The 23,987-nt window shown below is 64.3% G+C and carries 23 protein-coding genes, 4 tRNA genes and 1 pseudogene; 16 read left to right on the top strand and 12 right to left on the bottom strand.

The window, feature by feature from the left end; genetic code table 11:
* The coding region (locus ACB033_RS07350) for a hypothetical protein (RefSeq protein ID WP_371140427.1) at positions 1-236 on the bottom strand (236 nt) is incomplete at its 3' end.
* A gap of 198 nt (positions 237-434) precedes the next feature.
* Between ACB033_RS07350 and pdxY the strand changes: the two genes are divergently transcribed.
* Complete coding sequence (gene pdxY / locus ACB033_RS07355; protein WP_139724304.1) at positions 435-1,298, top strand: pyridoxal kinase PdxY; 864 nt, start codon at positions 435-437, stop codon at positions 1,296-1,298.
* A gap of 173 nt (positions 1,299-1,471) precedes the next feature.
* On the opposite strand, the pseudogene ACB033_RS07360 reads toward pdxY, so the two are convergent.
* The 5 genes and pseudogenes from ACB033_RS07360 to cyaB all read right to left on the bottom strand — a co-directional run bounded on the left by ACB033_RS07360 (position 1,472) and on the right by cyaB (position 4,914).
* Positions 1,472-1,804, bottom strand: a pseudogene (locus ACB033_RS07360) (antibiotic biosynthesis monooxygenase).
* A 116-nt stretch (positions 1,805-1,920) separates the two neighbouring features.
* Positions 1,921-3,039, bottom strand: coding sequence for a glycerol dehydrogenase (locus ACB033_RS07365; protein ID WP_124250988.1), 1,119 nt, complete (start codon positions 3,037-3,039; stop codon positions 1,921-1,923).
* Positions 3,040-3,277: 238 nt separating this feature from the next.
* Positions 3,278-3,784, bottom strand: a complete 507-nt coding sequence (locus ACB033_RS07370; RefSeq protein WP_019838807.1) for a GNAT family N-acetyltransferase — start codon at positions 3,782-3,784, stop codon at positions 3,278-3,280.
* A 168-nt stretch (positions 3,785-3,952) separates the two neighbouring features.
* On the bottom strand, positions 3,953-4,345 hold the full coding sequence (locus tag ACB033_RS07375) for an NUDIX domain-containing protein (RefSeq protein WP_026139176.1): 393 nt from the start codon (positions 4,343-4,345) through the stop codon (positions 3,953-3,955).
* The gene (gene cyaB, locus ACB033_RS07380; RefSeq protein WP_139724305.1) at positions 4,342-4,914 is read right to left on the bottom strand and encodes a class IV adenylate cyclase; all 573 of its coding nucleotides are present in this window, start codon (positions 4,912-4,914) and stop codon (positions 4,342-4,344) included. The genes ACB033_RS07375 and cyaB overlap by 4 nt, the downstream gene beginning before the upstream one ends.
* A gap of 357 nt (positions 4,915-5,271) precedes the next feature.
* Between cyaB and ACB033_RS07385 the strand changes: the two genes are divergently transcribed.
* The 3 genes from ACB033_RS07385 (at position 5,272) to ACB033_RS07395 (ending at position 7,175) form a co-directional block, all read left to right on the top strand.
* Positions 5,272-6,117 (top strand): DUF5718 family protein, encoded by an 846-nt coding sequence (locus ACB033_RS07385; protein ID WP_139724307.1) that lies wholly within the window; start codon positions 5,272-5,274, stop codon positions 6,115-6,117.
* A gap of 94 nt (positions 6,118-6,211) precedes the next feature.
* Positions 6,212-6,703, top strand: coding sequence for a GNAT family N-acetyltransferase (locus ACB033_RS07390; protein ID WP_042049346.1), 492 nt, complete (start codon positions 6,212-6,214; stop codon positions 6,701-6,703).
* A gap of 7 nt (positions 6,704-6,710) precedes the next feature.
* Positions 6,711-7,175, top strand: coding sequence for a GNAT family N-acetyltransferase (locus ACB033_RS07395; protein ID WP_371140428.1), 465 nt, complete (start codon positions 6,711-6,713; stop codon positions 7,173-7,175).
* A gap of 51 nt (positions 7,176-7,226) precedes the next feature.
* Here the strand turns inward: ACB033_RS07395 and ACB033_RS07400 are convergent, their stop codons facing one another.
* Together ACB033_RS07400 and ACB033_RS07405 are read right to left on the bottom strand one after the other, a co-directional pair.
* A complete protein-coding gene (locus tag ACB033_RS07400; RefSeq protein WP_010634098.1) occupies positions 7,227-8,606 on the bottom strand; it encodes a DEAD/DEAH box helicase in 1,380 nt (459 codons plus the stop codon).
* A gap of 160 nt (positions 8,607-8,766) precedes the next feature.
* Entirely contained in the window at positions 8,767-9,243 is a 477-nt protein-coding gene (locus tag ACB033_RS07405) for a glutathione peroxidase (RefSeq protein ID WP_010634097.1), read from the bottom strand.
* Positions 9,244-9,508: 265 nt separating this feature from the next.
* Between ACB033_RS07405 and ACB033_RS07410 the strand changes: the two genes are divergently transcribed.
* Together ACB033_RS07410 and ACB033_RS07415 are read left to right on the top strand one after the other, a co-directional pair.
* Positions 9,509-10,117 (top strand): 2OG-Fe(II) oxygenase, encoded by a 609-nt coding sequence (locus ACB033_RS07410; RefSeq protein ID WP_162519796.1) that lies wholly within the window; start codon positions 9,509-9,511, stop codon positions 10,115-10,117.
* Positions 10,118-10,317: 200 nt separating this feature from the next.
* Positions 10,318-11,307, top strand: a complete 990-nt coding sequence (locus ACB033_RS07415; protein WP_139724313.1) for a D-alanine--D-alanine ligase — start codon at positions 10,318-10,320, stop codon at positions 11,305-11,307.
* A 62-nt stretch (positions 11,308-11,369) separates the two neighbouring features.
* Here the strand turns inward: ACB033_RS07415 and ACB033_RS07420 are convergent, their stop codons facing one another.
* Positions 11,370-11,783: a VOC family protein gene (locus tag ACB033_RS07420; protein ID WP_139724314.1), complete on the bottom strand. Its 414-nt coding sequence runs from the start codon at positions 11,781-11,783 to the stop codon at positions 11,370-11,372.
* 165 nt (positions 11,784-11,948) lie between these two features.
* Between ACB033_RS07420 and ACB033_RS07425 the strand changes: the two genes are divergently transcribed.
* Both ACB033_RS07425 and ACB033_RS07430 read left to right on the top strand, forming a co-directional pair.
* Positions 11,949-12,713, top strand: coding sequence for a tRNA-uridine aminocarboxypropyltransferase (locus tag ACB033_RS07425; protein ID WP_017783975.1), 765 nt, complete (start codon positions 11,949-11,951; stop codon positions 12,711-12,713).
* Positions 12,714-12,920: 207 nt separating this feature from the next.
* Positions 12,921-13,700 carry a TSUP family transporter gene (locus tag ACB033_RS07430; RefSeq protein ID WP_010634092.1) on the top strand — a complete coding sequence of 260 codons (780 nt, stop codon included), beginning with the start codon at positions 12,921-12,923 and terminating at the stop codon, positions 13,698-13,700.
* 59 nt (positions 13,701-13,759) lie between these two features.
* Here the strand turns inward: ACB033_RS07430 and ACB033_RS07435 are convergent, their stop codons facing one another.
* Together ACB033_RS07435 and ACB033_RS07440 are read right to left on the bottom strand one after the other, a co-directional pair.
* Positions 13,760-14,620, bottom strand: coding sequence for a LysR family transcriptional regulator (locus tag ACB033_RS07435; RefSeq protein WP_139724316.1), 861 nt, complete (start codon positions 14,618-14,620; stop codon positions 13,760-13,762).
* Between the two features lie 52 nt (positions 14,621-14,672).
* Positions 14,673-15,590 carry a DMT family transporter gene (locus ACB033_RS07440; protein ID WP_024943377.1) on the bottom strand — a complete coding sequence of 306 codons (918 nt, stop codon included), beginning with the start codon at positions 15,588-15,590 and terminating at the stop codon, positions 14,673-14,675.
* Between the two features lie 166 nt (positions 15,591-15,756).
* Here ACB033_RS07440 and ACB033_RS07445 point away from each other — a divergent pair, with 166 nt between their 5' ends.
* The 3 genes from ACB033_RS07445 to ACB033_RS07455 all read left to right on the top strand — a co-directional run bounded on the left by ACB033_RS07445 (position 15,757) and on the right by ACB033_RS07455 (position 19,380).
* The gene (locus ACB033_RS07445; protein ID WP_139724318.1) at positions 15,757-16,644 is read left to right on the top strand and encodes a helix-turn-helix domain-containing protein; all 888 of its coding nucleotides are present in this window, start codon (positions 15,757-15,759) and stop codon (positions 16,642-16,644) included.
* A 261-nt stretch (positions 16,645-16,905) separates the two neighbouring features.
* Entirely contained in the window at positions 16,906-18,543 is a 1,638-nt protein-coding gene (locus ACB033_RS07450; protein ID WP_017780171.1) for an ATP-dependent endonuclease, read from the top strand.
* A 117-nt stretch (positions 18,544-18,660) separates the two neighbouring features.
* Positions 18,661-19,380, top strand: a complete 720-nt coding sequence (locus ACB033_RS07455) for a hypothetical protein (RefSeq protein WP_017780170.1) — start codon at positions 18,661-18,663, stop codon at positions 19,378-19,380.
* 82 nt (positions 19,381-19,462) lie between these two features.
* Here ACB033_RS07455 and glgX read toward each other — a convergent pair whose 3' ends face one another.
* Complete coding sequence (gene glgX / locus ACB033_RS07460) at positions 19,463-21,526, bottom strand: glycogen debranching protein GlgX (protein WP_139724320.1); 2,064 nt, start codon at positions 21,524-21,526, stop codon at positions 19,463-19,465.
* Between the two features lie 196 nt (positions 21,527-21,722).
* Here glgX and ACB033_RS07465 point away from each other — a divergent pair.
* The 5 genes from ACB033_RS07465 to ACB033_RS07485 all read left to right on the top strand — a co-directional run bounded on the left by ACB033_RS07465 (position 21,723) and on the right by ACB033_RS07485 (position 23,981).
* A tRNA-Met gene (locus ACB033_RS07465) sits at positions 21,723-21,799 on the top strand.
* A 92-nt stretch (positions 21,800-21,891) separates the two neighbouring features.
* Positions 21,892-21,968 (top strand) — tRNA-Met (locus ACB033_RS07470).
* 94 nt (positions 21,969-22,062) lie between these two features.
* A tRNA-Met gene (locus tag ACB033_RS07475) sits at positions 22,063-22,139 on the top strand.
* A 96-nt stretch (positions 22,140-22,235) separates the two neighbouring features.
* Positions 22,236-22,312, top strand: a tRNA-Met gene (locus ACB033_RS07480).
* A gap of 172 nt (positions 22,313-22,484) precedes the next feature.
* A complete protein-coding gene (locus tag ACB033_RS07485) occupies positions 22,485-23,981 on the top strand; it encodes a leucyl aminopeptidase family protein (RefSeq protein ID WP_139724021.1) in 1,497 nt (498 codons plus the stop codon).
* Positions 23,982-23,987 lie beyond the last annotated feature (6 nt).

Consider the following 23,987-nt stretch of genomic DNA (forward strand, 5'->3'; position numbering starts at 1 on the left):
GCTGCCTTGCTGCCTTGCTGCCTTGCTGCCTTGCTGCCTTGCTGCCTTGCTGCCTTGCTGCCTTGCTGCCTTGCTGCCTTGCTGCCTTGCTGCCTTGCTGCCTTGCTGCCTTGCTGCCTCGCTGAGGCCAGGGCTGCACCCGGCCATCTGTCCGCTCGCATGCCATCGCACGGATCAACAAAAAGAGCGGATTTATTCAGCTTATATGCCATCAAACAAGAGTGTTTAATCACCATTTCAGACCACACCGGTGGCATCCGCTGTCTCGAACTGTGGCATGGCAGTAAAGAGGGGGGAGGGATGAGGGTGACAACGCGTGTCTTCTCGAGGCTTTAGTAGACCAAATAAGGGTTTGTGCTGATCAAGGGTGGAAGTTCAATATCTTCATCCGATATATTGCGCCTTTCCCCTGACTCTTCTCTGCGGTGATGTCGATGAAACGCATTCTCTCTATCCAGTCCCACGTGGTGTTCGGCTGTGCCGGCAACAGTGCTGCCGTATTCCCCATGCGCCGTCTAGGTATGGAGGTATGGCCCATCAACACGGTGCAGTTCTCCAACCATACCCAATATGCGGCCGGTTGGCAGGGGATGGCCATGCCTGCAGGGCATATCAGCGCCCTGAGCATGGGGCTCTCGGACATCGGGGTGCTGGGACACTGCGATGCGGTGCTGAGCGGTTATCTCGGCTCGGCGGAGCAGGGGGACGAGATCCTGACGGTGGTGGCCGCGGTCAAGGCCGCCAACCCTGCCGCCATCTATTTTTGCGATCCCGTGATGGGCCACCCGGAGAAAGGGTGCATAGTCGCGCCTGGGGTGACCCGCTTTTTGACCGAGAAGGTGCTGCCGGTGGCCGATGTCATGGCCCCCAATCTGCTGGAGCTGGAGACACTGTGCGACGTTCATCTGACGGATCTGGCGCAGACCCGAGCCGCCGCCCATCGTCTGCTGGCACGCGGGGTGAAGATGGTGCTGGTCAAGCATCTTGGACGCGCCGCCCGCGAGCCGGGCCGCTTCGAGATGCTGCTGGCTACCCCCGAGGGGGATTATCTGATTGCTCGTCCGCTCTACGAGTTTGCTCGCCAGCCGGTGGGCGTGGGGGATCTTATCAGCGCGCTGATGCTGGCCAATCTGCAGGCGGGTTACGATGCCGTCAGCGCGTTCGAGCGCACCAATGCGGCGGTGGATGCGGTACTGCTGCACACCTGGCAGGTCGACGCCTATGAGCTGCAATTGATCGCGGCTCAGGAGGCCTTTGCCACCCCCGAGATCAAGGCGCGGGCCGAGCGGCTGGCCTGATCTTCCCACCATTGGCTAAGTCTGGGCGCGGATGATCCGCGCTCAGCTTGGCCCCCTGATCATCCTTCCTCATCTCTCAGTTAACAGCCCCTCTGCGCCGCTTATCTGGTTGCACACCTGACTAGGTAATGTCGCCTGAGCCGTCATCTTGGTTCTGGCACCGGGGATCCGGTTCAGCTCTGACCGTGTGCCTGTTCCCGCAACTCTTCTTTATCCAGCGTGACCTGCCGGTAGTGCTCGACCGTGGGAAAGGGATCGTAGAAGTGATGGAGCAGGGCCTTCCACTGCTGGTATTGGGGTGAGCCACGAAAGCCCTGGGTGTGATCTTCGAGGCGCTGTCAGTTGACCAGCAGCAGATAGCGATGGGGATCGGTCAGCGAGCGCTGGAGCTGGTGTCCGCTGTAACCGGGCATGGCGCTGATGATCCGTTGGGCCTGGGAGAATGCCTGCTCGAAGGCGGCAGCCTGACCGGGGATGACCTGCAGATGGGCGACTTCCAATATCATGGTGGCTCCTTGTCCCAAGGGGAAAGGGGCCATTGCAGCAGGTCGGACGGGGAATGACAAGGCCGGCCACAGGGGCCGACCTTGCCGGTTTGATCACGACGTTACTTGAGTGCCGATCAGGTGCGTGGGTGGCGGGCCCGGTAACGCTCGGCCATGGCATTGGCCGCGATCATGGCGTGGTAGACATCCTGTTCGTTGACGCTCATCGGCATGTTGCCCATGGTGTCGAGGGGATCGCAGGCAAGCTTGGCCACCTGACGCCACTCGCTCTCCACAAACTGGCTCAGTCCCATCTCCTGCAGGGTCATGGGCAGGCCGGCCAGCTGGATGATGCGCATCACCTCGTCGAGCTCGGCCTGGGGGGCGCGTTCGAGCACCAGCTGGGTGAGCAGGCCGAACACCACTTTCTCACCATGCTGGGCCCGGTGCAGATCTGGCACCACCGACATGCCGTTGTTGACCGCATGGGCCGCCGCCAGGCCGCCCGCCTCGGCGCCTACGCCACTCAGATAGATGGTGGCCTCGATGGTCTGCTCCAACGCCGGGGTGGTGACATGGTGGCGCACCGCGTCCATCGCCAGCTCGATGTTCTCCCCCAGCAGCTCGTAGCAGAGCCGGGCCAGCCCGAGGCCGGTGCGGGAGGGGCGCTTGCCCACCAGATTGATGCCGTCGGCCCGGTAACAGGCGCGGGCCTCGAAATAGGTGGCAAGGGCATCACCCACACCGGCGGCAAAGAAGCGGGCGGGGGCCGCCGCTATGATGGCGGTGTCGGCGATCACCACGTCCGGGTTCTGGGGCAGGAACAGATAGCGCTCGAACTCGCCCGCCGGGTTGTAGATCACCGCGAGGGCGGTGCAGGGGGCATCGGTGGAGGCGATGGTGGGAAACAGTACCACCGGGCGGCGCAGATAGAAGGCCACCGCCTTGGCGACGTCCAGGGTCTTGCCGCCACCGATGCCGACGATGACGTTGGCCCCCTGTTGTTCGGCAAGATCGCACAGGCGGCGGATCTCAATGTCGGTACACTCGTAGTTGAACTTCTCGACCGCTCCTTTCAGGCCTGCCTGTAGCAGGCCGGCCAGCGCCTCTTCCCGCACCCGCTCCAGAATGAACTCGTCGCTGACGAGCAGGGCGTTGTCGCCGAAATCTTTTACGTGATCATGGAGTTGGGGCAGCAGATCGTGGCCGATGATGAACTTTTTGGGGGAGGTGACGGTACGAGGCAGGATAGACATGCAGTATTCCTCAAGGCAGTGAGCGGTACCCGATTGGTATGCAAACGGGTCTTTCTGCCACACCATACGCCTCGCCTGGCGTGAGGTGAAGGAAAAATGGCGCTCAAATGGGGCTGAAGTCGGATCAGAATTAATCCATCTGACCGATTTGATTGTTTTGGAAGGGCAAAATGCAGGGAAAAACTGCACGCCCTCCATGGGGAGGGCGCGGCAGTTCAGTGGAGGTGTGGTGCGAGCCTCAGAGCTGCTTGTAGAAGAAGAGGGTGGCCGCCAGGGTGCCATCGGCACTGCGGGCAAAGGCGGGGATCTGGCCCGCCTCCTGATAGCCCAGCTGGCGATAGAGGCGGGAGGCGGCATCGCCCACCCGGGTGTCGAGCACCAGCAGGCTACGGCCGGCCTCTTTGGCCCCTTGCTCCATGCTGGCCATCAGGGCACGGCCGACCCCCTTGCCACGGTGGAGACTGTGCACCATCAGTTTTTCCACCTCGGCGCGGTGACGGCCATTGGCCTTGGTGCACAGCGAGAGCTGGAGGGAGCCGACCAGCTGGTGTTGCTCAAAAGCGACCCAGAGCCGGCGGCTGCCCGCGGCCAGCTCCGTCTCTATGCCCTGCCAATAGACGAGCCCCTGCTCTTCGGTCAGCGGCGGCAGAAAGCCCACCGAGGCCCCACTGGCCACGCTGTCTTGCAGCAAAGTGATGAGGGCAGGCTTGATGCCCTGGGTGGTATCAACCTCAACTATGTCCATCAGGAGTCCTTGTCAACGAAGTTCACGCCGTCGGCCCGGTCTGCCACGGCGCCTGCCGCCAACGGGACTGGCGGCAGGATGACTGGCTAGACTCGCCGTTTCCGCCGCCAATTTCAAGTCGTTGCCACTCGCCGGGTGCGCCCGATCACGCCACCCGGGCAGTTTCCCCTAGCGCATAAGCTTCTGTTCGACCAGCCAGGCAAACAGCAGCCGGGAAACCGGGGAGATCTCGGCCAGATGGCGGCTGTCGAGCCAGCGCAGCTCGGCGATTTCCGCCGAGGCGACGGGCGTGCCGTCAGCCTCGCCGGTGTAGCAGCGCAGCCTGACGTTGACCCCCTCTGGCTTGCCGTCGGCCTGGGCGCTGAACTCGCAGGCAAACGCCAGGGTGTCGGGCTTGAGGGCCACGGCCAGCTCCTCCTCGATTTCGCGCATCAGCGCCGCCTCGTCGCTCTCTCCCGCTTCGCGCTTGCCGCCGGGAATGTAGTAGATGTGCTTGCCGTGGGAGCGGGCACAAAGCAGTTGCTGATCCTTGAAGGTCAGCCAGGCGAGTTTGTCGATCATGAACGTCTCTCTGGTGATGGGGTGGTGGCTTGTTCGCACAGGGTGCGATAGGAGCGGCTCTCCAGCCGTTCGGGGTTCAGCCCGAGCTGGGCGGCCAGGGCCAGCAGTTGCTGGCGATAGCCCGGCAGCAGGGCCTCGTCATCGGTCATGATGGCCAGCTCGGCAAAATCGCCGAGCCCCGCCAGGTGATCCAGGGTGACGTGAAAGGGGCCGACGAAATAGATGCTGCGCACTTTGCGAAGGGTCAGTATCGGCTGGTAACCCAGGGTGTGCAGCATGCTGATGGCCTTGTCGGCGTCGGTGATGTTGACCGCCTCGCAGCGATCGGGTTCGGGCCCCTTCACGATCCAGAGCTGGATGCCGGAGGGGTGCATGGCGCGGATCAGCAGGCTCTTGCCCGCCGCGTTCAGGCTGCGGTCCGGCGTGTCGAAGTAGGTGTCCTGCTCCTGGTTGCGCTCCAGCATCACCTCGGGATTGAGTGCGGCGAGGGCCGTGGTGAAGGCCTCGACATCGCCGAGCCTGTATTTGAACTCGACCTCGAAGCGGCCCTGAAAGTGCTGTGCTGACATCGACAGGCATCCTTGAGTGTTGCGGATTGGCATGGCGGGCAGCCTAGCAAAGTTGGTGGGCTGGCCCAAGGGGCAAGGCGGCAGGATGTGGAAACGATCTGTTTCCGGGGCGCAGGGTTGATCAATGCGCCGCATATTGCCGTGATCAAGGGTGGGCGCCGCACATGGTCGAGCCAGTTCGGGCATGGCGGTTGCTCACAAGCTCGCCGAGCGGCCGGCAAAAGTTCGCGCTGGCGCACAGGATGGGGCGTGCAGGCTGGGCGATGGCAGACCCCTGTGTTTTAATCCTCGCCACGTTTGCGGCAGCCGCCCCGTGCCGGGCCGCTGCCTTCGCTTTGGCAAGATGCAGGTGAGAAGATGCAAGTGACAGCAGAGAGCAAGTTTATCGGACTCGGGGTGGCGGGCAATTTCGCCGGTCATCTGGAGCAGGCCGGCGAGGCCTCGGATTTCGTGGCGGTGGTGGTGCGCGACACCAGCGCCCCCAAGGCGCTGTTCCCCTTCTACGTGCCGGGCCACCCCGGCCAGCTCGGCGTCTTCCCCTTGAGCGGCGATGCCATCTTCTTGCCGGAAGCGGCGGTGAGCGGCGATGAGAAAGTGCAGATAGAGCCGGAAGTGGCGCTCTGGTGCGAGCTGGAGTACGCGGGGGAGCAGGTGGTGGCCATCCATCCGCGCGCCTTTGGTGCCTACAACGACTGCTCCATTCGCCGTCCCAACGCCAAAAAGATCAGCGAGAAGAAAAACTGGGGTGAAGAGAGCAAGGGGCTGGCCCCCGCGTTGTTGCCCCTTTCCCACTTCGCCGCCGGCTGCGAGCTCGATGACTACCGCATCGCCTGCTATCTGGAGCGGGACGGCGAGCTGCACCCCTACGGGGTCGACAGCGCGGCGGTGGATTACAGCTACTTCCACGGCCAGCTGCTGACATGGGCCATCGACAAGTTCAACCATCAGCAGGACGAGGGGCCGGCCGAGCACATCCAGGGGCTGCTGGCCCAGGCCGGGCGCCCGGCCCATGCCCTCATCAGCATCGGGGCCACCCGCTATACCCCGTTTGGCGAGACCCACTTCCTCAAGCCCGGCGACACCGCCTGCGTGCTGCTTTATCCGGCCAGCCGCTACGACGAGGCGGCGATCCGCGACGCCATCAGGGCTCGCCGCTTCGGACCGGACATGTCGGTGCTGCTGCAGGCGGTCAAGACCCGCTGAGGCGCGTTTGCCGATTTGCAGGGATGGTGCCCCCGAGGTTTGCGACCCTCGTCCAGGGTGGCGGTGTGTCGCCATGGTTCAAGGAGAAGGAAGGATGACGCTCATAAGGCGCTGTACCCTGCAGGATATGGCCGGCCTGCTGGCACTCTATCGGGAGTTGCGCCCCCATGACCCCGCGCTTGCGCCGGACGCTGCCCGCACGGCGCTGACGGCCCTGCTGACCCAGCCGCACCTTCACCTGCTGGTGGCGGAGGTGGATGGCCAGCTGGCCGCCACCTGCCAGCTTGGCGTGGTCGCGACCCTGACCAACGGTGGTCGGCCGTTTGGCATCATAGAGCACGTGGTGACGGCCTCTGCGTTTCGGCGCCGGGGCATCAGCCGGCAGTTGCTGACCCATGCGCTTGAGCTTGCCTGGCAGCAGGATTGCTACAAGGTGATGCTGCTGTCTGGGGAGGGGCGCGATGAAGCCCACCGCCTCTATGAAAAGCTGGGCTTCAAGGCCGGCATCGAGAAGGGGTTTGTCCTCAAGCAGGTCGACGCCATGACAACGACCGGACAGGCTCCAAACAATCAAGCGATTGAGTGAGCACGATATGAGACTGGAGCAGGCATCGCGCGGGGATTATCAGGCCCTGATCGCGCTGTGGGAGGCGTCGGTGCGCGCCACTCACCACTTTTTGCCGGAGGAGGAGATAGCCACCCTGCGCGAGCTCATTCTGGCACATTACTTTGACGCAGTGACCCTCACCTGCGCCCGCAGCGAGCAGGGGATCGCCGGCTTTTGTGGGGTACAGGAGGGCAATATCGAGATGCTCTTCATCGACCCCGCCCTGCGCGGGGGCGGGGTGGGTCGCCTGCTGGTGGCCGATGCCATCGCCCGGCTGGGGGCGACCCGGGTGGACGTCAATGAGCAGAATGAACCGGCGCTCGGCTTTTATCGCCATCTGGGCTTCGCGGTGGTGGGCCGCTCGGCGCTGGGCGGGCAGGGCAAGCCCTATCCGCTGTTGCACATGTCCATTGCGACAGAGGGCACTGACAGGCCGGTGACGCCATCATGAAAAAAACCGCCCTCGGGCGGTTTTTTGTTATAACGGGTTCAGGACTGTGTCTTACTCCTCGTTGGAGTTGTCCTGATAGTCGCCGCGCTGGGCCTTCGGCAGGCGGCGCATGGGGGCAAAGCCGATATCCTCGCCCACCACTTCCCGCTTGCGCGCCGGGGCGGGTTTCTTGGCACCATCCCCCTTGCCTTTGCCGGCGGCGGGCTTGCCCTTGCCACCCTTGGCATTGGCGGCGCCACGGGCGCGCGGCGGATTTTGTACCGGCTTGCTGCCGGGCAGGGTTTGCCGGCTCGGTTTGCCGCTGGGCTCATAGCCGTCCAGGATCTCGACGGAGAGGGATTGGCCGATCAGCGCCTCGATGGCCTTGAGCTGACCCAGCTCGTCCTGGCTTACCAGCGAGATGGCCTCGCCGCCACGGCCGGCGCGGCCGGTGCGGCCGATGCGGTGGATGTAATCCTCCGCCATCTGGGGCAGTTCGAAGTTGATCACGTGGGGCAGCTGATCGATGTCGAGGCCGCGAGCGGCGATGTCGGTCGCCACCAGTACCCGCACCTTGCCCTCCCGAAAATCCGCCAGCGCCCGGTTGCGGGCACCCTGGCTCTTGTCGCCGTGGATGGCGACGGTATCCAGGCCATCCTTTTGCATCTGCTGGGCGAGCCTGTCGGCAATCTGCTTGGTGCGCACAAACACCAGCACCCGCTGCCAGTTGCCGCGGCCGATCATGTGGGAGAGCAGCTCGCGGCGGCGTTCCCGGTCGACCTGGATGATGCGCTGGGTCACTTGTTCGGCGGCGGTGTTGCTGGGGTCGACCTCGATCAGGGTGGGGTCGCTCAGCAGATCGTCCGCCAGCGCCTTGATGTCGTCCGAGAAGGTGGCGGAGAAGAGCAGGGTCTGCCGCTCGGTGGGCAGGGCCTTCATGATGCGGCGGATGTCGTGGATGAAGCCCATGTCGAGCATGCGATCCGCCTCATCCAGCACCAGCACTTCCAGCTCGGTCAGGGTCAGGGCGCCCTGGGTCAGCAGATCCAGCAAGCGGCCCGGGGTGGCCACCAGGATGTCGATGCCGAGCTTGATGGCGTCCAGATTGGGTTTGATGCTGACGCCGCCGTATGCGATCAGGGTGCGAAACGGCAGGTGGTGGGCATATTTGATGATGCTCTCGCCCACCTGGGCGGCCAGCTCGCGGGTCGGGGTGAGCACCAGGGCGCGCACCTGACGCCGGCCACGGCCATGGTTGGCCAGCAGCCGCTGCAGCATGGGCAGGGTGAAGCCGGCCGTCTTGCCTGTGCCTGTCTGGGCGCCGCCGAGCACGTCCTGTCCGGCCAGAATGGCGGGAATGGCTTGCTGCTGGATGGGGGTTGGCTGTTCGTAACCCAGCTCCTTGACGGCCCGCAGGATGTGCGGGGACAGACCCAGTTCGTTGAATGACATGTTCGAGAGAGACTCCTCTGGTGAGCCTTGGGCTCAGCGGGTGACCGGCGCACGGGGCCGGCCACGGGATGAAAGTGATAACGGGGGCGTAATATAGCAAAAGCGCGGCCGCTGCGCAGTAGCTGTCGCACCGGCCGCTCAATTAGGCAGGTTCAGGCAATCAGAGCAGATCGCGGATGGGGGCGACCAGGTTTTCCGGTTTGGTGGTGGGGGCAAAGCGGTCCACCACCTGGCCGTCCCGGTCGATCAGGAACTTGGTGAAGTTCCACTTGACGTTCTCCAGCCCCAGCAGACCCGGTTTCTCCTTCTTGAGCCACTGATAGAAGGGGTGGGCCTGTTCGCCGTTGACCTCGCACTTGGCCATGATGGGGAAGCTGACCGGGTAGTCGAGGGAGCAGAAACGGGCGATCTCCTCGGCATCACCCGGCTCCTGGTGGCCGAACTGATCGCAGGGGAAGCCCAGGATGACCAGCCCCTCGGGCCCCAGCTCCCGATAGAGTGCCTCCAGCCCCGTGTATTGAGGGGTAAAGCCGCAGCGGCTGGCCACGTTGACCACCAGAATGACCTGGCCCGCGAGGGAGGCGAGCGGCAGTTCACTGCCGTCGAGGCGTTGCAGGGTGAGTTCGGGCAAAGACATGAAAGACTCCTTTGAGTGGGGCCCATTCAGGGCACATTGCACCACGTTAACGGGGGCGGCGGCGGGGAGCAAGCCGGAGTGCTCCCTTGGTGGGAGCAGATTGAGTGCGCCGGATCACAGAGTGGCAATCGCGCCGAGATAATGGGGGTCTTGGCGGCCCGGATGGCGTATTGATGGTGGGACTTCTCAAGAGAAGCAAACCGGTTTGTGTCTTGGCCGGGAAGTCGCTAAAAAGCGCCCTCTTTCCACTTGTTGCGAGTCAATCTTGGACTATCAAGCCGTCATGGACGCCATATACACCCGGGGATGGGTGATAGTGGATGATTTTTTAACCGCCGCCGAGGTGGATGCCCTCAGGGCCTGTCTGCCGGACGAGTGGCGACCGGCGGGGATCGGCCGCGATACCCTGCATCAGGACAACCGCGACATTCGCCGGGATCAGATCCACTGGCTCGACGCCTCCCTCGGCGCGCCGGTGACCGACTATCTGGTCCGCATGGAGGCGCTGCGCCTGGCCGCCAACCGGATGCTGATGCTGGGGTTGTTCGACTACGAGGCCCACTTTGCCCGCTACCGCAGCGGTGACTTCTATGCCACCCATCGCGACGCCTTCGCCGGGCGCTCCAACCGCCGCCTCACCTCGGTGTTTTACTTGAACAACGACTGGCAGCCAGAGGCGGGCGGGGTGCTGCGCATGTACGGTGACGACGAGCAGTTTCTGATGGACGTCTCCCCCCGGGGCGGGCGACTGGTGCTGTTTCTATCCGAAGAGTTCCCCCACGAGGTGCTGCCCGCCAACCAGGAGCGCTACAGCATCGCCGGCTGGTTTCGGGTCAACGGCAGCGGCAATGGTCGGCTCGATCCGCCGCGCTGAGCTCTTTTCATCCAATTTCTGACACAGGCGGGAATTTTTATGGCTCTTGTCGGCGGATGGGGCGCCCATCGGCTGACAAGGCTCGATCTCCCTTGCTACACTGGCCCGCACTTATCTTCGTATCTGGCTTCGTCCGGTTTTAATGCGGTTGGGTTTTAAATGGTGATGGCGAAGCCGCTTTTCCCAAGGGATCACATCTAATGAAGAACATCCATGTCTTGCTGCTGTGTGGCGGCGGTGGCTCCGAACACGAAGTCTCGCTGCGCAGTGCCAATTTCCTCGAAAAACAGCTCTCTCTCCTGCCCGGCGTGGAAGTGACCCGGGTCGAGATGTTTGCCGACCGCTGGCTCAGCGCCGACGGCCGCGAGTGCAAGCTGGGGCTGGACAAGCTGCTCTCTTTCGACAGCGTGGCCCGTCCGGTGGATTACGTGGTGCCCTGCATCCACGGCTACCCGGGTGAGACCGGCGATCTGCAATCCTTCCTCGAGCTGGCCGGCCTGCCTTACCTGGGGTGCGACGCCGAGGCGAGCAAGGTGTGCTTCAACAAGATCACCACCAAGCTGTGGCTCACCGCCCTCGGCATCCCCAACACCCCTTATCTGTTCCTGACCGAGCAGGGCGAGGCGAGCCTGACCGAGGCGAAAGCGGCGCTGGCCAAATGGGGCAAGGTCTTCATCAAGGCGGCCTCCCAGGGCTCTTCCGTCGGCTGCTACTCCGCCAGCAACGAAGCGGATCTGGTGAAGGGCATTGCCGATGCCTTCGGTTACTCCGAGCAGGTACTGATCGAAAAAGCGGTCAAGCCGCGCGAGCTGGAAGTGGCGGTCTACCAGTACGGTGATGAGCTGGTGGCTACCTACCCGGGCGAGATCTGCGTGCCGCAGGACAAGTTCTACACCTATGAAGAGAAGTACAGCAGCGCCAGCCACACCGAGACCGCGCTGCGTGCCGAGGGGCTGAGCCAGGCCCAGGCCGATGCCATCCACGAGTATGCCTTGAAGGCGTTTCGTCAGCTCAAACTGACCCACCTCTCGCGCATCGACTTCTTCCTGACTGAAGAGGGGGAGATCCTGCTGAACGAAATCAACACCTTCCCGGGCATGACCTCCATCTCCATGTTCCCGAAACTGCTGGAGCATCACGGCCACAACTTCGCGCACTATCTGGAGCAGATCCTGCGCAAGGCGGTCTGACGGCTTGCCGAACGTAACAGAGGGGCCCGCGGGCCCCTCTGTCGTTGTTGCGGTTGGCGATGTCACATGGGGTCAGCGGTGAACAGCCAGATGTGCGCCCCTTGCGGATCCGCAATCAGGGCCATGCGCCCGACCCCCGGGATGTTCATGGCGGGCACCACCACGGTGCCGCCGTGCTGGTTGACCCTGAGCACCCTGGCATCTACGTCATCCACCGCGATATAGGTTGCCCAGTGGGGTGGTACGCCGGCCATCTCGGGATTGCCCCGGGTAGACTGCACGCCGGCGATCGGCCTGCCATTGGCAACCAGCATGGGGTAGTCGCCGCCTTCCATCGTCATGGTCTGGCTCTCCCAGCCGAGCACCTCGGTGTAGAAACGGATCCCGGCCTCGGCATCGGGGAGATAGAGCTCGTGCCAGGTGAAGGTAGTGCCTTCGGCCAGGGCGTGCTCGCGGGCAATGTCTTGTTCTGCCATCGTCGTCCTCCTGTGTCCCATGCGTGGGTGCATGGATTGACGACCAAGTATTAAAGAGGCGCGGCATCCCGGCTTGCCCCAGATGGGGGCCTTGCTGCGCAAAGGGCGCGCCGTTACAATCTGCCCCCTTTTGTCCCGCCACAGGCACCGTCAGAGCCGCGTTCCATGAAGCCAATCCCCGATCACGCCGTCAATCGCCTGCGCATCTGGCGCAAGAGCGTCTCGACCCGACCCTTTCTCGCCCGTGGCGGCAGCGTGCCGCGCTGCGAAGCCTGTCAGCTGCGCCACGACTGGTGTGCCTGCGAGTGGCGCCCCGAGCTCAAGGCGGAGGCCGGCTTCTGCCTGCTGATGTACGACAGCGAACCGATGAAGCCCTCCAATACCGGCCGCCTCATCGCCGATGTGCTGCCGCAGACCACCTGGGCGTTTCTCTGGTCGCGCACCCAGCCCCATCCCGAACTGCTGGCCCTGCTGGCGGATCCCGCCTGGCAACCCTATGTGGTGTTTCCCGCCTGCGAGAAGGAGCCGGCCCGGCTCACTTCGGTGGTGACCCCGGTTCCCGGCAAGAAGCCGCTCTTCATCCTGCTGGACGGCACCTGGCCCGAGGCGCGCAAGATGTTCAACAAGAGCCCCTATCTGGACGGTTTTCCGGTGCTCTCCATCAAGCCGGATGCGCTCTCCACCTATGGCATGCGGGTGGCCCACTGCGACGAGCACCTCTGTACCGCCGAAGTGGCGGCCTGCGTGCTGGAGGTGGCCGGCGAGCTGGCGGCGGGGCAGGCGCTGCAGCTCTGGTTCAATCTCTTCAGCAGCCGCTACATGGCGGGCCGGGTCAGCCGGGCCCCCGGCGAGGATGAAGCCCATCTGCAGCAGGCGCTGGCCGACCTCAAGGCCGATGGAGTGACCTGCTGCGCGCCCGACGCGGCCTGATCAAGGCGGGTGAGGGGACCGCACGCGTGCCAGCCACGTCATGGTGCACTTGATTGATGAAAATCAGGAATCAATTGCCTGCCACCGTTTCGTTGGCGTCATGAGCCAAGCCCCATTAGGATAGCGACCTGCGGTGTTTATCAGGCTCATGGCGAGCCTGCGCTGTGCGGGCCCTTGCGGGCCCCGGTCAATTTCGCGAGGCGATGGATGGAACTGGAACTCTTTACCCTGCTTGCCCTGTTTGGCGTGGCCCTGGTGGCCGGCTTCATCGATGCCATTGCCGGCGGCGGGGGCCTGCTGACGGTGCCCGCTCTGCTCGCCACCGGCATGCCGCCGGCCCTGGTGCTTGGCACCAACAAGCTGCAGAGCAGTTTCGGCTCCTTCTCCGCCACCTGGTTTTATGCCCGCAAGGGGCTGCTGGAGTGGGCCATCATCTGGCCGGCGGTCATCTGCACCTTCATCGGCGCGGCCATCGGCACCCTGGCGGTGCAGACCATCGATGCCGCCATCCTGGAGCGGTTGCTGCCCTTCCTGCTGATGGCGTTTGCCTGCTACTTCTACTTCTCCCCCCGGGTGAGTGATGCGGAGAGTCAGCGCCGCCTCACTCCCATGGCGTTCGCCCTGCTGGTGGGCGGTGGCGTGGGTTTCTATGACGGCTTCTTCGGGCCGGGGACTGGGTCATTTTTTGCCATCGGCTTCGTGGCCCTGGCGGGTTTTGGCATGGCGCGGGCCACCGCTCACACCAAGCTGCTCAACTTCACCTCCAACATCGCCTCCCTGCTGTTCTTCACCTTGGGGGGCAAGGTGGTGTGGAGCGTCGGCCTGTGCATGGCGCTGGGGCAGTTCATCGGGGCCCGCATGGGCTCCAAGCTGGTGCTCAAGAAGGGGGTCAAGCTCATCAAGCCGCTGCTGGTGACCGTCTCCCTCTTGATGTCCGTCAAGCTGGTGTGGAGCCAGTATCCCGAGCTCTTTGCCTGGCTGGGCTGACGCCTTGCACAAGGGATTATAGAGAGGGCCCGATCCGCTGGATCGGGCCCTCTTGTTTTTCAGCCCCTGGAAGTCAACTGCCGGAAATGGGCCTGCAGGGCCTGCACCAGGCGGGCAATGCGCTCGCGCTTGAGGCTGTTTGGCCGGTAGACCAGGTGGAGCGGACGCCCCAGCCCCGGCAGGGGACGGGCCTGCGCCCCTTGTTCGCCCACCAGGGCCAGCAGGCCGGCCGGCAGCAGCACGGGGCCAATCCCCGCCTTGGCCAGCTCGATCAACGCCAGGTAGGAGTCGAGCTCCATGGCCGGTGTCAGGCCAAGGGCCGCCAGTGGCTCGCGCAGATAGCGGTTGGAGGGGTTGTCCAGATCCATGGTGAGGATGGGCAGCAGCCGATCGGTGTCGTGTTCGTGCGTAGGCACGGCATCCCCCACCAGATAGAAGGGCTCCTCCAGCAGTCGCTCGGTGCACAGGCCGTGGCCGGGGGGCAGGCGCCCGGCGCAGATGCCGAGCAGGGCGTCGCCGCCGCGCACCCGGGCCAGGATCACCGGCGTGTGGTGGGTGGAGAGGGCGATGTGGGGATCACGCTCGAGATAGTCGTGCATGAAGCGGGCGAGGTAGCCCGCCAGCAGGGTTTCCGAGCAGGCGACGGGCAGGGGAGTCTGGTCGGTGAGGATCTGGCTGTCCGTCAGCACCCCCTTCATCTCGGCCAGACTCGGGGCCACCCGGGTGAGCAGCTCCCTGGCCTGGGGGGTGAGGCGGGTGTGGCGCCCATCCGGCTCGATGAGCTTCTTGCCAAGGCGCTGCTCCAGCTGGGCAATGCGCTTGCTGACCGCCGACTGGCTGATATAGAGGCGGCTTGCGACCTTGGCCATGGTGCCCTCGCTCGCCAGCAGGCAGAGTGTCTCCAGCCCTTCCAGTAACATGCTCTCTCCCATCCTCGTCTGTTGAAAGCGGTTACCTTAGGGGCTGGTGGCATCAGGGGCAAGTACCGTTTGTAGCCCGTGCCAGCGGCCAGCGCCACGCCTTGACGGGCGGGGCGAAGATCACCAGGTTGCCGATGAGGCTCACCACCACGCCGACCACCGACACCGGCTGCCAGACGAACCCCTCGTAGAAGGTGGACAGGGTCAGCGCCACCAGAGGAAACAGCACGGTGGCGTAGGCCGCCTTGCTGGGGCCGATGCGCCCCACCAGGGTGAGGTAGGCTGTGAAGGCGATGACGGAGCCGAAGATGGCCAGATAGACCATGGCCGCCAGGTAGCGCGGATCGGTGGGCAACGTCAGCGACTGACCGAGCAGGGTGACCCAGCCCAGCAGCAGCCCCACGCCGTAGACCATGCCCCAGGGCACCATCTGCAGCACGTGATAGCCCTGGCGCTGGCCGCGGGCCGAGACCAGGTTGCCGAGCGAGAAGCAGAGGGTGCCACCGCAGGCAAACAGCAGCCCCTTCCAGCCGTTTGCACCCAGTTGCGCATCCGCCAGCACGGGCCAGAACAGCAGCAGGGTGCCGACGAGCCCCAGCAAGGATCCTTGCAACCAGCGCAGGCCGGGTCTTTTACCCTCGAACAGCCAGAGATTGAGGCCGTTGAAGATGCTGGCGCTGGCGAAGATCACCGCCGACATGCCGCTCGGGATATAGAGGGTGGCGTGGTAGAAGCAGAGAAAGTTGGTGGAAAAAAGCAGGGCGCCGAGCAGGGCGGCATAACGCTGGCCCGCCCAGGGCAGGCGCGGGAACTTGCCGCTCACCGTGAGCAGGGCAAACAGTGCCAGCGCCGCTAGGGCAAAGCGATAGAGCACCGAGACCTCGATGGGAATGGGGCCGAGCTGCCAGGCGATGGCGATCCAGGTGCTGCCCCAGATAAGGACGGTGGCAAGATAGAGCATCAGGTTCATGGGGTATCCGGTGAGATGAGAACGACATGGGATCAGCATGCAGCGGGCGGTGGCGGCGGGCTTACACCATCTTGCGGTTTTTTACGGGCAGCCGCAGCCTTTGCCGCCGCGCCGCGTTAAGATGGCGCACAGGGGCCATAGGCAAGCAACAAGAGGTACAGAGCGGGTGCTGCAGACTAAGCCGGCGGGAGTATTCGATGCACTGGTCAGCACGGGCGCGCGACTGGAGAACGCCTGCTGGCTGGAACCTGGCCTTGGCGTCGCCAGCTGGCGCAACTGTTACGATCAGACCCGCTATCACAAGCCGGGCCACCATACCCTGAGCGTCTACCTGCAGGGGGGCGAGCAGACCGAGCGGCTGGACGGCCCGGGCGGTCACGGCGGCACCGGCAAGGTGTGCATCATGCCGGATCACCACAGATCCGAGTGGCTGGTGCGCGAGGAGTTTCGCTTCTTCCACCTCTACTTCACCCCGTCCCACCTGACCCGCATCGCCGAAGAGGTGTGCGACAAGGAGGGGCGCCACCTGCTGCTGGAGGACAAGACCTTCATCGACGATCCGCTGGCCGCCAGCCTGGTGCAGGGCCAGCTGATGCAGCTGGACTGGCAGCACCAGGTGGACAGGATGGCGCTCTCCCACGGCGCCTGGATGCTGATGCTGCACGCCTATCGCCACCACACCCGGGAGGCGCCGCCGCTGCCCGAGGTACGCGGCGGGCTGGCACCGGCGGTGATCCGGCGGGTGCAGGAGTACCTGCTGGCCCATCTGGCGGAGCCTGTCACCCTGGCCGAGCTGGCGCAGGAGGCGGGTCTGAGCGAATACCACTTCGCCCGCATGTTCGGCCAGAGCCTGGGCTGTCCGCCCCACCGTTACCTGCTGGGGCTGCGGCTCAAGCGGGCAAAGCAGCTGCTGGCCGGTGCCGACTCCCTAGCCAGCATCGCCGTCCAGTGCGGTTTCTCGTCCCAGGCCCACCTTGGCAACCGCTTTCGTGAAGCGTTTGGTCTGACCCCAGGTCAGTGGCGCAGCCAGCTGTCATCCTCCTGTCACAGATAAGCGGCAGATTGGTTGGCAACGAGGGGGAGCCTCGTTCCTTCAACCCGCACAGGAGATGCCCTTGAATCATCGCAAACGTCAGACTCGCACCCGCCACCTCTGGTTCAGCCACTGGAACGCCCCCCAGGGCCGACTTGCCGGCGCCCCCGTCCCCGAACCGCTCGTTCCTCACAGTTCCCGCTGAAAATCGCCACGACCCGATAGGATTTTCCCGACAACTTTGCCACTATTGCGCCATCAGGATGGACTGGATATGGCCGCATGTTTCTGGAACGCATTGAAGTCAAAGGTTTTCGCGGAATAAATCGCCTCTCGCTCGGGCTGGACCACACCACAGTGCTCATCGGCGAGAACGCCTGGGGCAAGTCCAGCCTGTTGCGCGCCCTCTGGTGTCTGCTGGGCCAGGATGCCGAGCCTTACCAGTTCAGCAGCGATGACTTCCATCAGCCTGAAGATCCCGAGCTCGAGCCGGCCCGCCACCTGCAACTGGTGCTCACCTTCAGCGAGCACAGGCCCCAGATGTGCCTGCATTCCCAGCGACTGGCCCGTCTCGGCGCCGCCTGGATCAAGCACAAGGACAAGTTTCACCGCATTCACTACCGCGCGAGCGCCGAGCTGCAGAGCGACGGCTCCGTCACCACCACCCACGACTTTCTCGATGGCATCGGCAAGAGCCTGGCCATCGACAATGCCCACGAGCTGGTCTGCCTGCTCATCACCATGAACCCGGTGTTCCGGCTGCGGGATGCCCGAACTGCCCGCAACGGGGTGGAGACCCTGCAGTGGGGGGATCTCTCCGAGCTGCGGCTGAGCGAGCTGGCCGACAAGCTGATCGACGAGCCCCAGCGCATCGGCGAGCCCGAGCTCAAGGAGGCGCTGCAGGCGGTACGCCAGCTGATGGATCACTACTTCAACGCGCTGGCCCCCATCAAGAACAAGCCGCGCAGCCAGCGGGAGATCGTCAACCGCCCCATGACCCTGCGCAATCCCGGCAATCTGCAGGCGCTGCTGCGCAATGCCGACAACCGGGCGCTGCAACTGGCGATGGCGGGCATGGCGGCCACCCTGCTGCAGGCGCGGGGCAACCGGGAGCTGGAGCAGGGGGCGCGCCCCATCATGATCCTGGAAGATCCGGAGAGCCGCCTGCACCCCACCATGCTGGCGCTGGCCTGGGGCCTGCTGGAACAGCTGCCGGGGCAGAAGCTGCTCACCACCAATTCGGGGGACTTGCTCTCCTCGCTGCCCCTCAACCAGATCCGCCGGCTGGTGCGCCGCCAGCAGGATATCCTCTGTCATCAATTGGGAGGCGAGCGCTACAGCAGCGACGATCTGCGCAAGATTGCCTTCCACGTACGCATCAACCGTCCCATGTCGATGTTTGCCCGCTGCTGGCTGCTGGTGGAGGGGGAGACCGAGATCTGGCTGCTCTCCGAGCTCGCCCAGATCTGCGGTTACAGTTTGCGGGCCGAAGGGGTGCGGATCATCGAGTTCGCCCAGTGTGGTCAGTCACCCCTTATCAAGGTGGCGCGCGACTTTGGCATCGAGTGGCATCTGCTCACCGACGGCGACGAGGCGGGGGTCAAGTACGCCACCTCGGCGCGCTCCCTGCTCAAGGGGGAGCGGGAGCGGGACAGGCTGACCCAGTTGCCGGCGGCGGACATAGAGCACTACCTCTACCACAACGGCTTCGAGGCGGTGTTCCGGCGTGAAGCTGGCGTCGGGGGGCGCTCGACCCTCAACGCCGGGCGCATCATCAACAAGGCGATTCACCATCGCAGCAAGCCGGGCATGGCGCTGGCGGTGGTGGAGGAGGCGGAGCGGCTCGGCGGCGAGCACATCCCGCCGGTGCTGCGCCAGATGTTCGCCCGGGTGGTGGCGCTGGCCCGCGGCCAGAGCTGAGCCCTTCGTCGCAGGCTGATGCGCGGCAGGGATTGGGGATGGCGGCGGCTTTGGGTATACTCGGCCCCTTCATCCGGCGCCATCGGCGCGTTCTGAATTCTTGCTGCTGGAGGCGTTATGTTCGTCCAACTCCCTTTTTGGCTCTTTCCCCTGACCGGCCTGATGGCGCTGGGGGCCCTCATCGCCCTGGGCCTGGTGCTCTGGCGCGGTGATCTTTGCCCGGGCCAGCGCTCGCGGATCACCACCCAGCTCTTCTCGGTCTGGGTGATCACCGGCCTCTCCCTGATGCTGGCAGTGGAGGCCAAGGCGGCCGACTGGCTGATCTGGAGTGGCGGCGCCGCCCTGATCCTGGGAGTGGTGTTGTCACTGGCCCAATCCCGGCTCGAGGGCAAGCGCGCCATCCCGGCCACCCTGTTCTGGCTGCCGGCGGTGCCGCTGTTGGTTTATGGCATCGGCTTGCTGCAGATCCAGGGCTGGCTTGGCGGCCTGCTGCAGATGGTGCTGCTGGGGGCGGCCTTCGCCCATCTGATGCTGCTGCGGGCCCGTCACCGTCTGCAGGCGTTCAACACCCTGTTGCCGCTGGCCGGGCTGGTGGCCGCCATCCTGAGCCTGCTCTGGCTGGCGGTGCTGGTGGGCTGGCAGGGGAGCGGCGCCGGGCTTGATGCCCTGATCCCCGGCGTACTGACCCAGGCGGCCCTGCTGATCGCCGCCCTGCTGCTCTGGTTCAGCCCGCTCTACCGTCAGCAGGAGACAGCGCCGGTGGTGGTCTCCACCGCCCTGTGCGGCCTCATCATCGCCCAGATCGCGGCGACCAGCGTGCTGCACCAGCTGGCCTGACCGATCGGCATCATGAAAAAGCCCACCCCGGTTGCCCGGGGTGGGCTTTTTGCTGGCTGTTTGCGGCCTTGGTATGCGACCTCTAGTAGAAGTCGTCAGCGCCGCAGATAAAGAGGCAGCTGCTGCGCGGCTGGGCCAGATACTCCCGGGTCAGCCCTTCGAGCGGCATGCCGAAGGTGCTGATGTCCTCGGGCGAGGGCAGGGCGGTATCCAGGATCCGGCGCCAGTAGCCACCGACCCCCTTGGGGGGGCTTGGCAGGTTGAAGGTGAGCGGCTCCCAGTAGGCGTTAAACAGCACGTAGAGGGCCAGCCGGGTTTCGCTCGACAGGGCCGACATGGCGATGGCGTGGGAGTGGGGGCCAAAGTCCGGCTGGGCGGCGTTGACCCCATGCCAGCAGATCTCGCTGTGGCGCAGGATCTCGGTCAGCGACAGCGGCATGCTCTCCTGCTCCGGGCGCTGGAACAGGTGCTTGCGATACTGGATCAGCTCCTTCATGAAGCGGAACATCTCCTGCCCCCTGGCATCGGGCTGCCAGTGCATCCAGCAGGTGTCGTTGTCCTGGCAGTAGCCGTTGTTGTTGCCGTGCTGGCTGCGCAGCACCTCGTCCCCCATCAGCAGCATGGGGGAGCCCACCGAGAGCAGGGTGGCCACCATCATGTTCTTGGCCTGACGAGTGCGCAGGGCGTTGATCTGGGGATCCTCGCTCGGCCCCTCCTGGCCGTGGTTCCAGCTGAAGTTGTGATCGCAGCCATCCCGGTTCTGCTCGCCGTTGGCCTCGTTGTGCTTGCCGTTGTAGCTGGTCCAGTCCCACAGGGTGAAGCCGTCGTGGCAGGTGACGAAGTTGATGCTCTTCTCCGGATCGGCGTGGTGGTAGTGGTAGATGTCCGGGCTGCCGCACAGCCTCTCCACGAACGCCATCACGGCGTTGTCATCCCCGCGCAGGAAGCGGCGCACGTCGTCTCTGAACTGGCCGTTCCACTCGCGCCAGCGGGCGCCGGCCAGGCTGCCCACCTGATAGAGGCCCCCCGCATCCCAGGCCTCGGCGATGAGCTTGATGTCGGCGATGCGGGGATCGGTATCGATGGTGCGCAGGGTCGGTGCATTGGCCTGGGGCTGGCCCGACTCGTCCCGCGACAGAATGGCCGCCAGGTCGAAACGAAAGCCGTCCACGTGCATCTCCTGACGCCAGAAGTGGAGGCTGTCCATGATCATGCGCAGCACCACTGGGTGGGCGCCGTTGAAGGTGTTGCCGCAGCCCGAGTAGTTGGTGTCCTTCTGATTGGCGTCGAGGATGTAGTAGGCCTCGTTGTCGATGCCGCGAAAGGAGAAGGTGGGGCCATCATCGCCCCCCTCGGCGGTGTGGTTGTAGACCACGTCCAGGATCACCTCGATGTTGGCGCGGTGCAGCGCCTTGACCATGTCGCGAAACTCGGTGAGGGGATCATCGCCGCTGGCGTACTGGGCGTGGGGGGCGAAGAACGACATGGGGCTGTAGCCCCAGTAGTTGGAGAGCCCTCTGGGGGCATCCTGGGGATCGAACTGGAACACCGGCAGCAGCTCGACTGCGGTGACGCCGAGGGATTGCAGGTAGGGGATCTTCTCGATAAGGCCGAGGTAGGTGCCACGCAGGGCGGGGTCGACCCCCGAGTCCGGCGACTTGGTAAAGCCCCCCAGGTGCAGCTCGTAGATCACCGAGCGGGAGAGGGAGTGGGCAGGCAGCTTGTCCCCCTCCCAGTCGTAGTTTCGGGTATCCACCACCCGGTTCTTGGCGCAGCAGGCCAGGTTGCTGCCGGGGCGGGCCGCCGCCCAGCGATCGTAGTTGGCGCCCAGCTCGATGCTGCGACCATAAGGGTCCAGCAGCACCTTGTCGACATCGAAGCGGGTGCCGTAATAGGGGCGCCAGGGGCCCTGGATGCGATAGGCGTAGCGCTGACCCAGCCCGATCCCCTCTATATGGATGTGCCAGTAGTAGGCGGTGCGGTTGAGGCGGGGGGAGAGGGGGATCACTTCCGGCGTGGCATCGTCGGCGCCGGCAAACAGCAGCAGTTCGACTCGACTGGCAAGACGGGCCCAGATGGCGAAGTTGACGCCGTCGTGCTCGGGTGTGGCCCCCAATTGACGGCAATGACCGGCGGAGATGCGCATGATAAACCTACCCAGAACGAGGAGTTACAAACCATCTGAGTGTAGTGCGCCAGCTTGGCCCACAAGCTGCTTGCCTGAAAAAACCGCGCTCTGTTGCAAATTCCTGCGATTTATGCCGGTTTAATCTACGAATGAAGTTTTTTTAGGATATTTACTTGCAATCTGAGCGCCGGCGCCTATTATTGGCGACCTCAGACGCGGGGTGGAGCAGCCCGGTAGCTCGTCGGGCTCATAACCCGAAGGTCGTCAGTTCAAATCTGGCCCCCGCAACCATCTGAGTTCTTGCATCAGCCTTGTTTCACAATGTGTTGATAAACAAGAGAATTCGAACAGGCTACTGCTCAGCTTGAACGAAAAAATACGGACGCGGGGTGGAGCAGCTCGGTAGCTCGTCGGGCTCATAACCCGAAGGTCGTCGGTTCAAATCCGGCCCCCGCAACCAACTATTTGTGTCCATGGCAGGCAATGCCGCGCGGTGGAGACGAAGACAGCAAGGGGCAACTGCTCTGCCTCTTGTGGTGGCAGTACAATTCGGACGCGGGGTGGAGCAGCTCGGTAGCTCGTCGGGCTCATAACCCGAAGGTCGTCGGTTCAAATCCGGCCCCCGCAACCAACTAATTTGTGTCCATGGTAGGCAATGGCCGCGCGGTGGAGACGAAGACAGCAAGGGGCAACTGCTCTGTCTCTTGTGGTGGCAATACAATTCAGACGCGGGGTGGAGCAGCTCGGTAGCTCGTCGGGCTCATAACCCGAAGGTCGTCGGTTCAAATCCGGCCCCCGCAACCAACTTTCCTTCTTTATTACCTTGATCCTCTAGCTTGTCATCCAGCCGCTTTCGCGGTCTTTCTGCTTTGTCTCCTTTTCGAGTTTGATATTGATTTTCAAGTGCAATCTGGCTGTGACCCCGCTTTGTTGGGTATCATCTCTGGTACCTCTTCATGGACGAGGGCCTTGCCCGATGATGCAACCATTTACCTATCTGCCGCCGCAGATCGACATTCACGACGCCAGCCTTGCTGCCGTCCTCACCAATGGTCTGGCCGCCAACTTGCTGATTTGCGCCGAAGAGCGGCGCGAGAGCCTGCTGGCCCTGCCCGAGCTTGCCGCCGTCGGCGCCCAGATCGCGCTGGGGCAGAAAGCCCCCTACAGCCTGGTGCTGCACAATACCCTGCAACTGCTGGTCTTCCTGCCGGCCCGTCCCCCTCGCGATCATACCCTCTACAAGCAGGTGCGCAGCTGGGTTGCGCCGCTGGCCGGCCTCAAGATTGAGCGGCTGGGGCTGCACCTGGAGGGGTTTGACGAGGCCGATACCACTCTCCTGGCCGAACTGGCACTGGCCACCCTGCTGGCGGCCAACGTGCCGCTGCCAAGCCACAAGCATCGCAGCGAAGATCCCTGGCGTTACCAGCAGGTCGCGGTCTCTCCCAATTGCGTGCTGGATCTGGCGCGGATCTATGCCGAGGCCGAGGGCAACGGTATCGCCCGCCATCTGGCGGTGTCGCCCGCTTCCGATCTGACCGCCCGCAGCTACCGTGAATGGGTACGCCAGCTTGCCCAGAGCGAGGGGTGGCAGTGGCATGAGTACGATCAGGCCCAGCTGGCCGAGCAGGGGGCCGGTGCCTTCATCGCGGTGGCCCGCGGCTCGGAAGACAACCAGGCCGCCATGGTCAAGCTGAGCTACTGCCCACCCAATGCGGTGCGGCGAGTGGCCCTGGTGGGCAAGGGGATCTGTCACGACTCGGGCGGCTACAACCTCAAGGTTTCCGGCAGCATGTACGGCATGCATCTGGACATGGGGGGCAGCGCGGTGGCGCTGGGCACGCTTCACGCCATCAGCCGGGCCAGGCTGCCCTACGAGGTGCACTGCTGGCTCGCCATCGCCGAGAATCACATAGGCCCGCTCGCCTACCGGCCGGGGGAGGTGGTGACCGCCCTCAATGGCACCACCATCGAGGTGGTGGATACCGATGCCGAGGGACGCATGGTGCTGGCCGACACCCTCAGCATGGCGGTGCAGGACAACCCGGATCTGCTGATCGACTACGCCACCCTGACCGGGGCCTGCAAGCGGGCGCTCGGCAGCCGCTACAGTGGCGCCTTCACCAACCGGCCCCAGTGGCTGAGCGAGCTGATCAGCCTGGGTCAGCGCAGCGGTGAGCGAGTCTGGCCCTTCCCGCTGGATGAGGATTACGACGACAACCTCGATAGCGAGTGGGCCGATCTGTTACAGTGTGCGCCCGGCGCCTCGCCGGATCACATCGATGCGGCCCGCTTCCTCAGCCGCTTCGTGCCTGCCCAGACCCCCTGGCTGCACCTCGACTTGAGCGGTTTTCGCAACAAGGGCGGCAATGGCGTGGTCAGCAGCGAGGTGACCGGTTTCGGGGTCAGATTGACGCTGGAACTGCTGGCCGGCCCGCTGGGACGGCGCAATGAACTTGATCAACCAGAACAGTAAGGGATC

Origin of the sequence: Aeromonas sp. S15(2024), assembly GCF_041402265.1 — a bacterium.
GTDB classification, from domain to species: Bacteria; Pseudomonadota; Gammaproteobacteria; order Enterobacterales; family Aeromonadaceae; genus Aeromonas; species Aeromonas dhakensis.

Coding starts and splice junctions, on each gene's coding strand:
- pdxY (WP_139724304.1), top strand. CDS start 435: ATGAAACGCATTCTCTCTATCCAGTCCCACGTGGTGTTCGGCTGTGCC.
- ACB033_RS07365 (WP_124250988.1), bottom strand. CDS start 3,039: ATGTCTATCCTGCCTCGTACCGTCACCTCCCCCAAAAAGTTCATCATC.
- ACB033_RS07370 (WP_019838807.1), bottom strand. CDS start 3,784: ATGGACATAGTTGAGGTTGATACCACCCAGGGCATCAAGCCTGCCCTC.
- ACB033_RS07375 (WP_026139176.1), bottom strand. CDS start 4,345: ATGATCGACAAACTCGCCTGGCTGACCTTCAAGGATCAGCAACTGCTT.
- cyaB (WP_139724305.1), bottom strand. CDS start 4,914: ATGTCAGCACAGCACTTTCAGGGCCGCTTCGAGGTCGAGTTCAAATAC.
- ACB033_RS07385 (WP_139724307.1), top strand. CDS start 5,272: ATGCAAGTGACAGCAGAGAGCAAGTTTATCGGACTCGGGGTGGCGGGC.
- ACB033_RS07390 (WP_042049346.1), top strand. CDS start 6,212: ATGACGCTCATAAGGCGCTGTACCCTGCAGGATATGGCCGGCCTGCTG.
- ACB033_RS07395 (WP_371140428.1), top strand. CDS start 6,711: ATGAGACTGGAGCAGGCATCGCGCGGGGATTATCAGGCCCTGATCGCG.
- ACB033_RS07400 (WP_010634098.1), bottom strand. CDS start 8,606: ATGTCATTCAACGAACTGGGTCTGTCCCCGCACATCCTGCGGGCCGTC.
- ACB033_RS07405 (WP_010634097.1), bottom strand. CDS start 9,243: ATGTCTTTGCCCGAACTCACCCTGCAACGCCTCGACGGCAGTGAACTG.
- ACB033_RS07415 (WP_139724313.1), top strand. CDS start 10,318: ATGAAGAACATCCATGTCTTGCTGCTGTGTGGCGGCGGTGGCTCCGAA.
- ACB033_RS07420 (WP_139724314.1), bottom strand. CDS start 11,783: ATGGCAGAACAAGACATTGCCCGCGAGCACGCCCTGGCCGAAGGCACT.
- ACB033_RS07425 (WP_017783975.1), top strand. CDS start 11,949: ATGAAGCCAATCCCCGATCACGCCGTCAATCGCCTGCGCATCTGGCGC.
- ACB033_RS07430 (WP_010634092.1), top strand. CDS start 12,921: ATGGAACTGGAACTCTTTACCCTGCTTGCCCTGTTTGGCGTGGCCCTG.
- ACB033_RS07435 (WP_139724316.1), bottom strand. CDS start 14,620: ATGTTACTGGAAGGGCTGGAGACACTCTGCCTGCTGGCGAGCGAGGGC.
- ACB033_RS07440 (WP_024943377.1), bottom strand. CDS start 15,590: ATGAACCTGATGCTCTATCTTGCCACCGTCCTTATCTGGGGCAGCACC.
- ACB033_RS07450 (WP_017780171.1), top strand. CDS start 16,906: ATGTTTCTGGAACGCATTGAAGTCAAAGGTTTTCGCGGAATAAATCGC.
- ACB033_RS07455 (WP_017780170.1), top strand. CDS start 18,661: ATGTTCGTCCAACTCCCTTTTTGGCTCTTTCCCCTGACCGGCCTGATG.
- glgX (WP_139724320.1), bottom strand. CDS start 21,526: ATGCGCATCTCCGCCGGTCATTGCCGTCAATTGGGGGCCACACCCGAG.
- ACB033_RS07485 (WP_139724021.1), top strand. CDS start 22,485: ATGATGCAACCATTTACCTATCTGCCGCCGCAGATCGACATTCACGAC.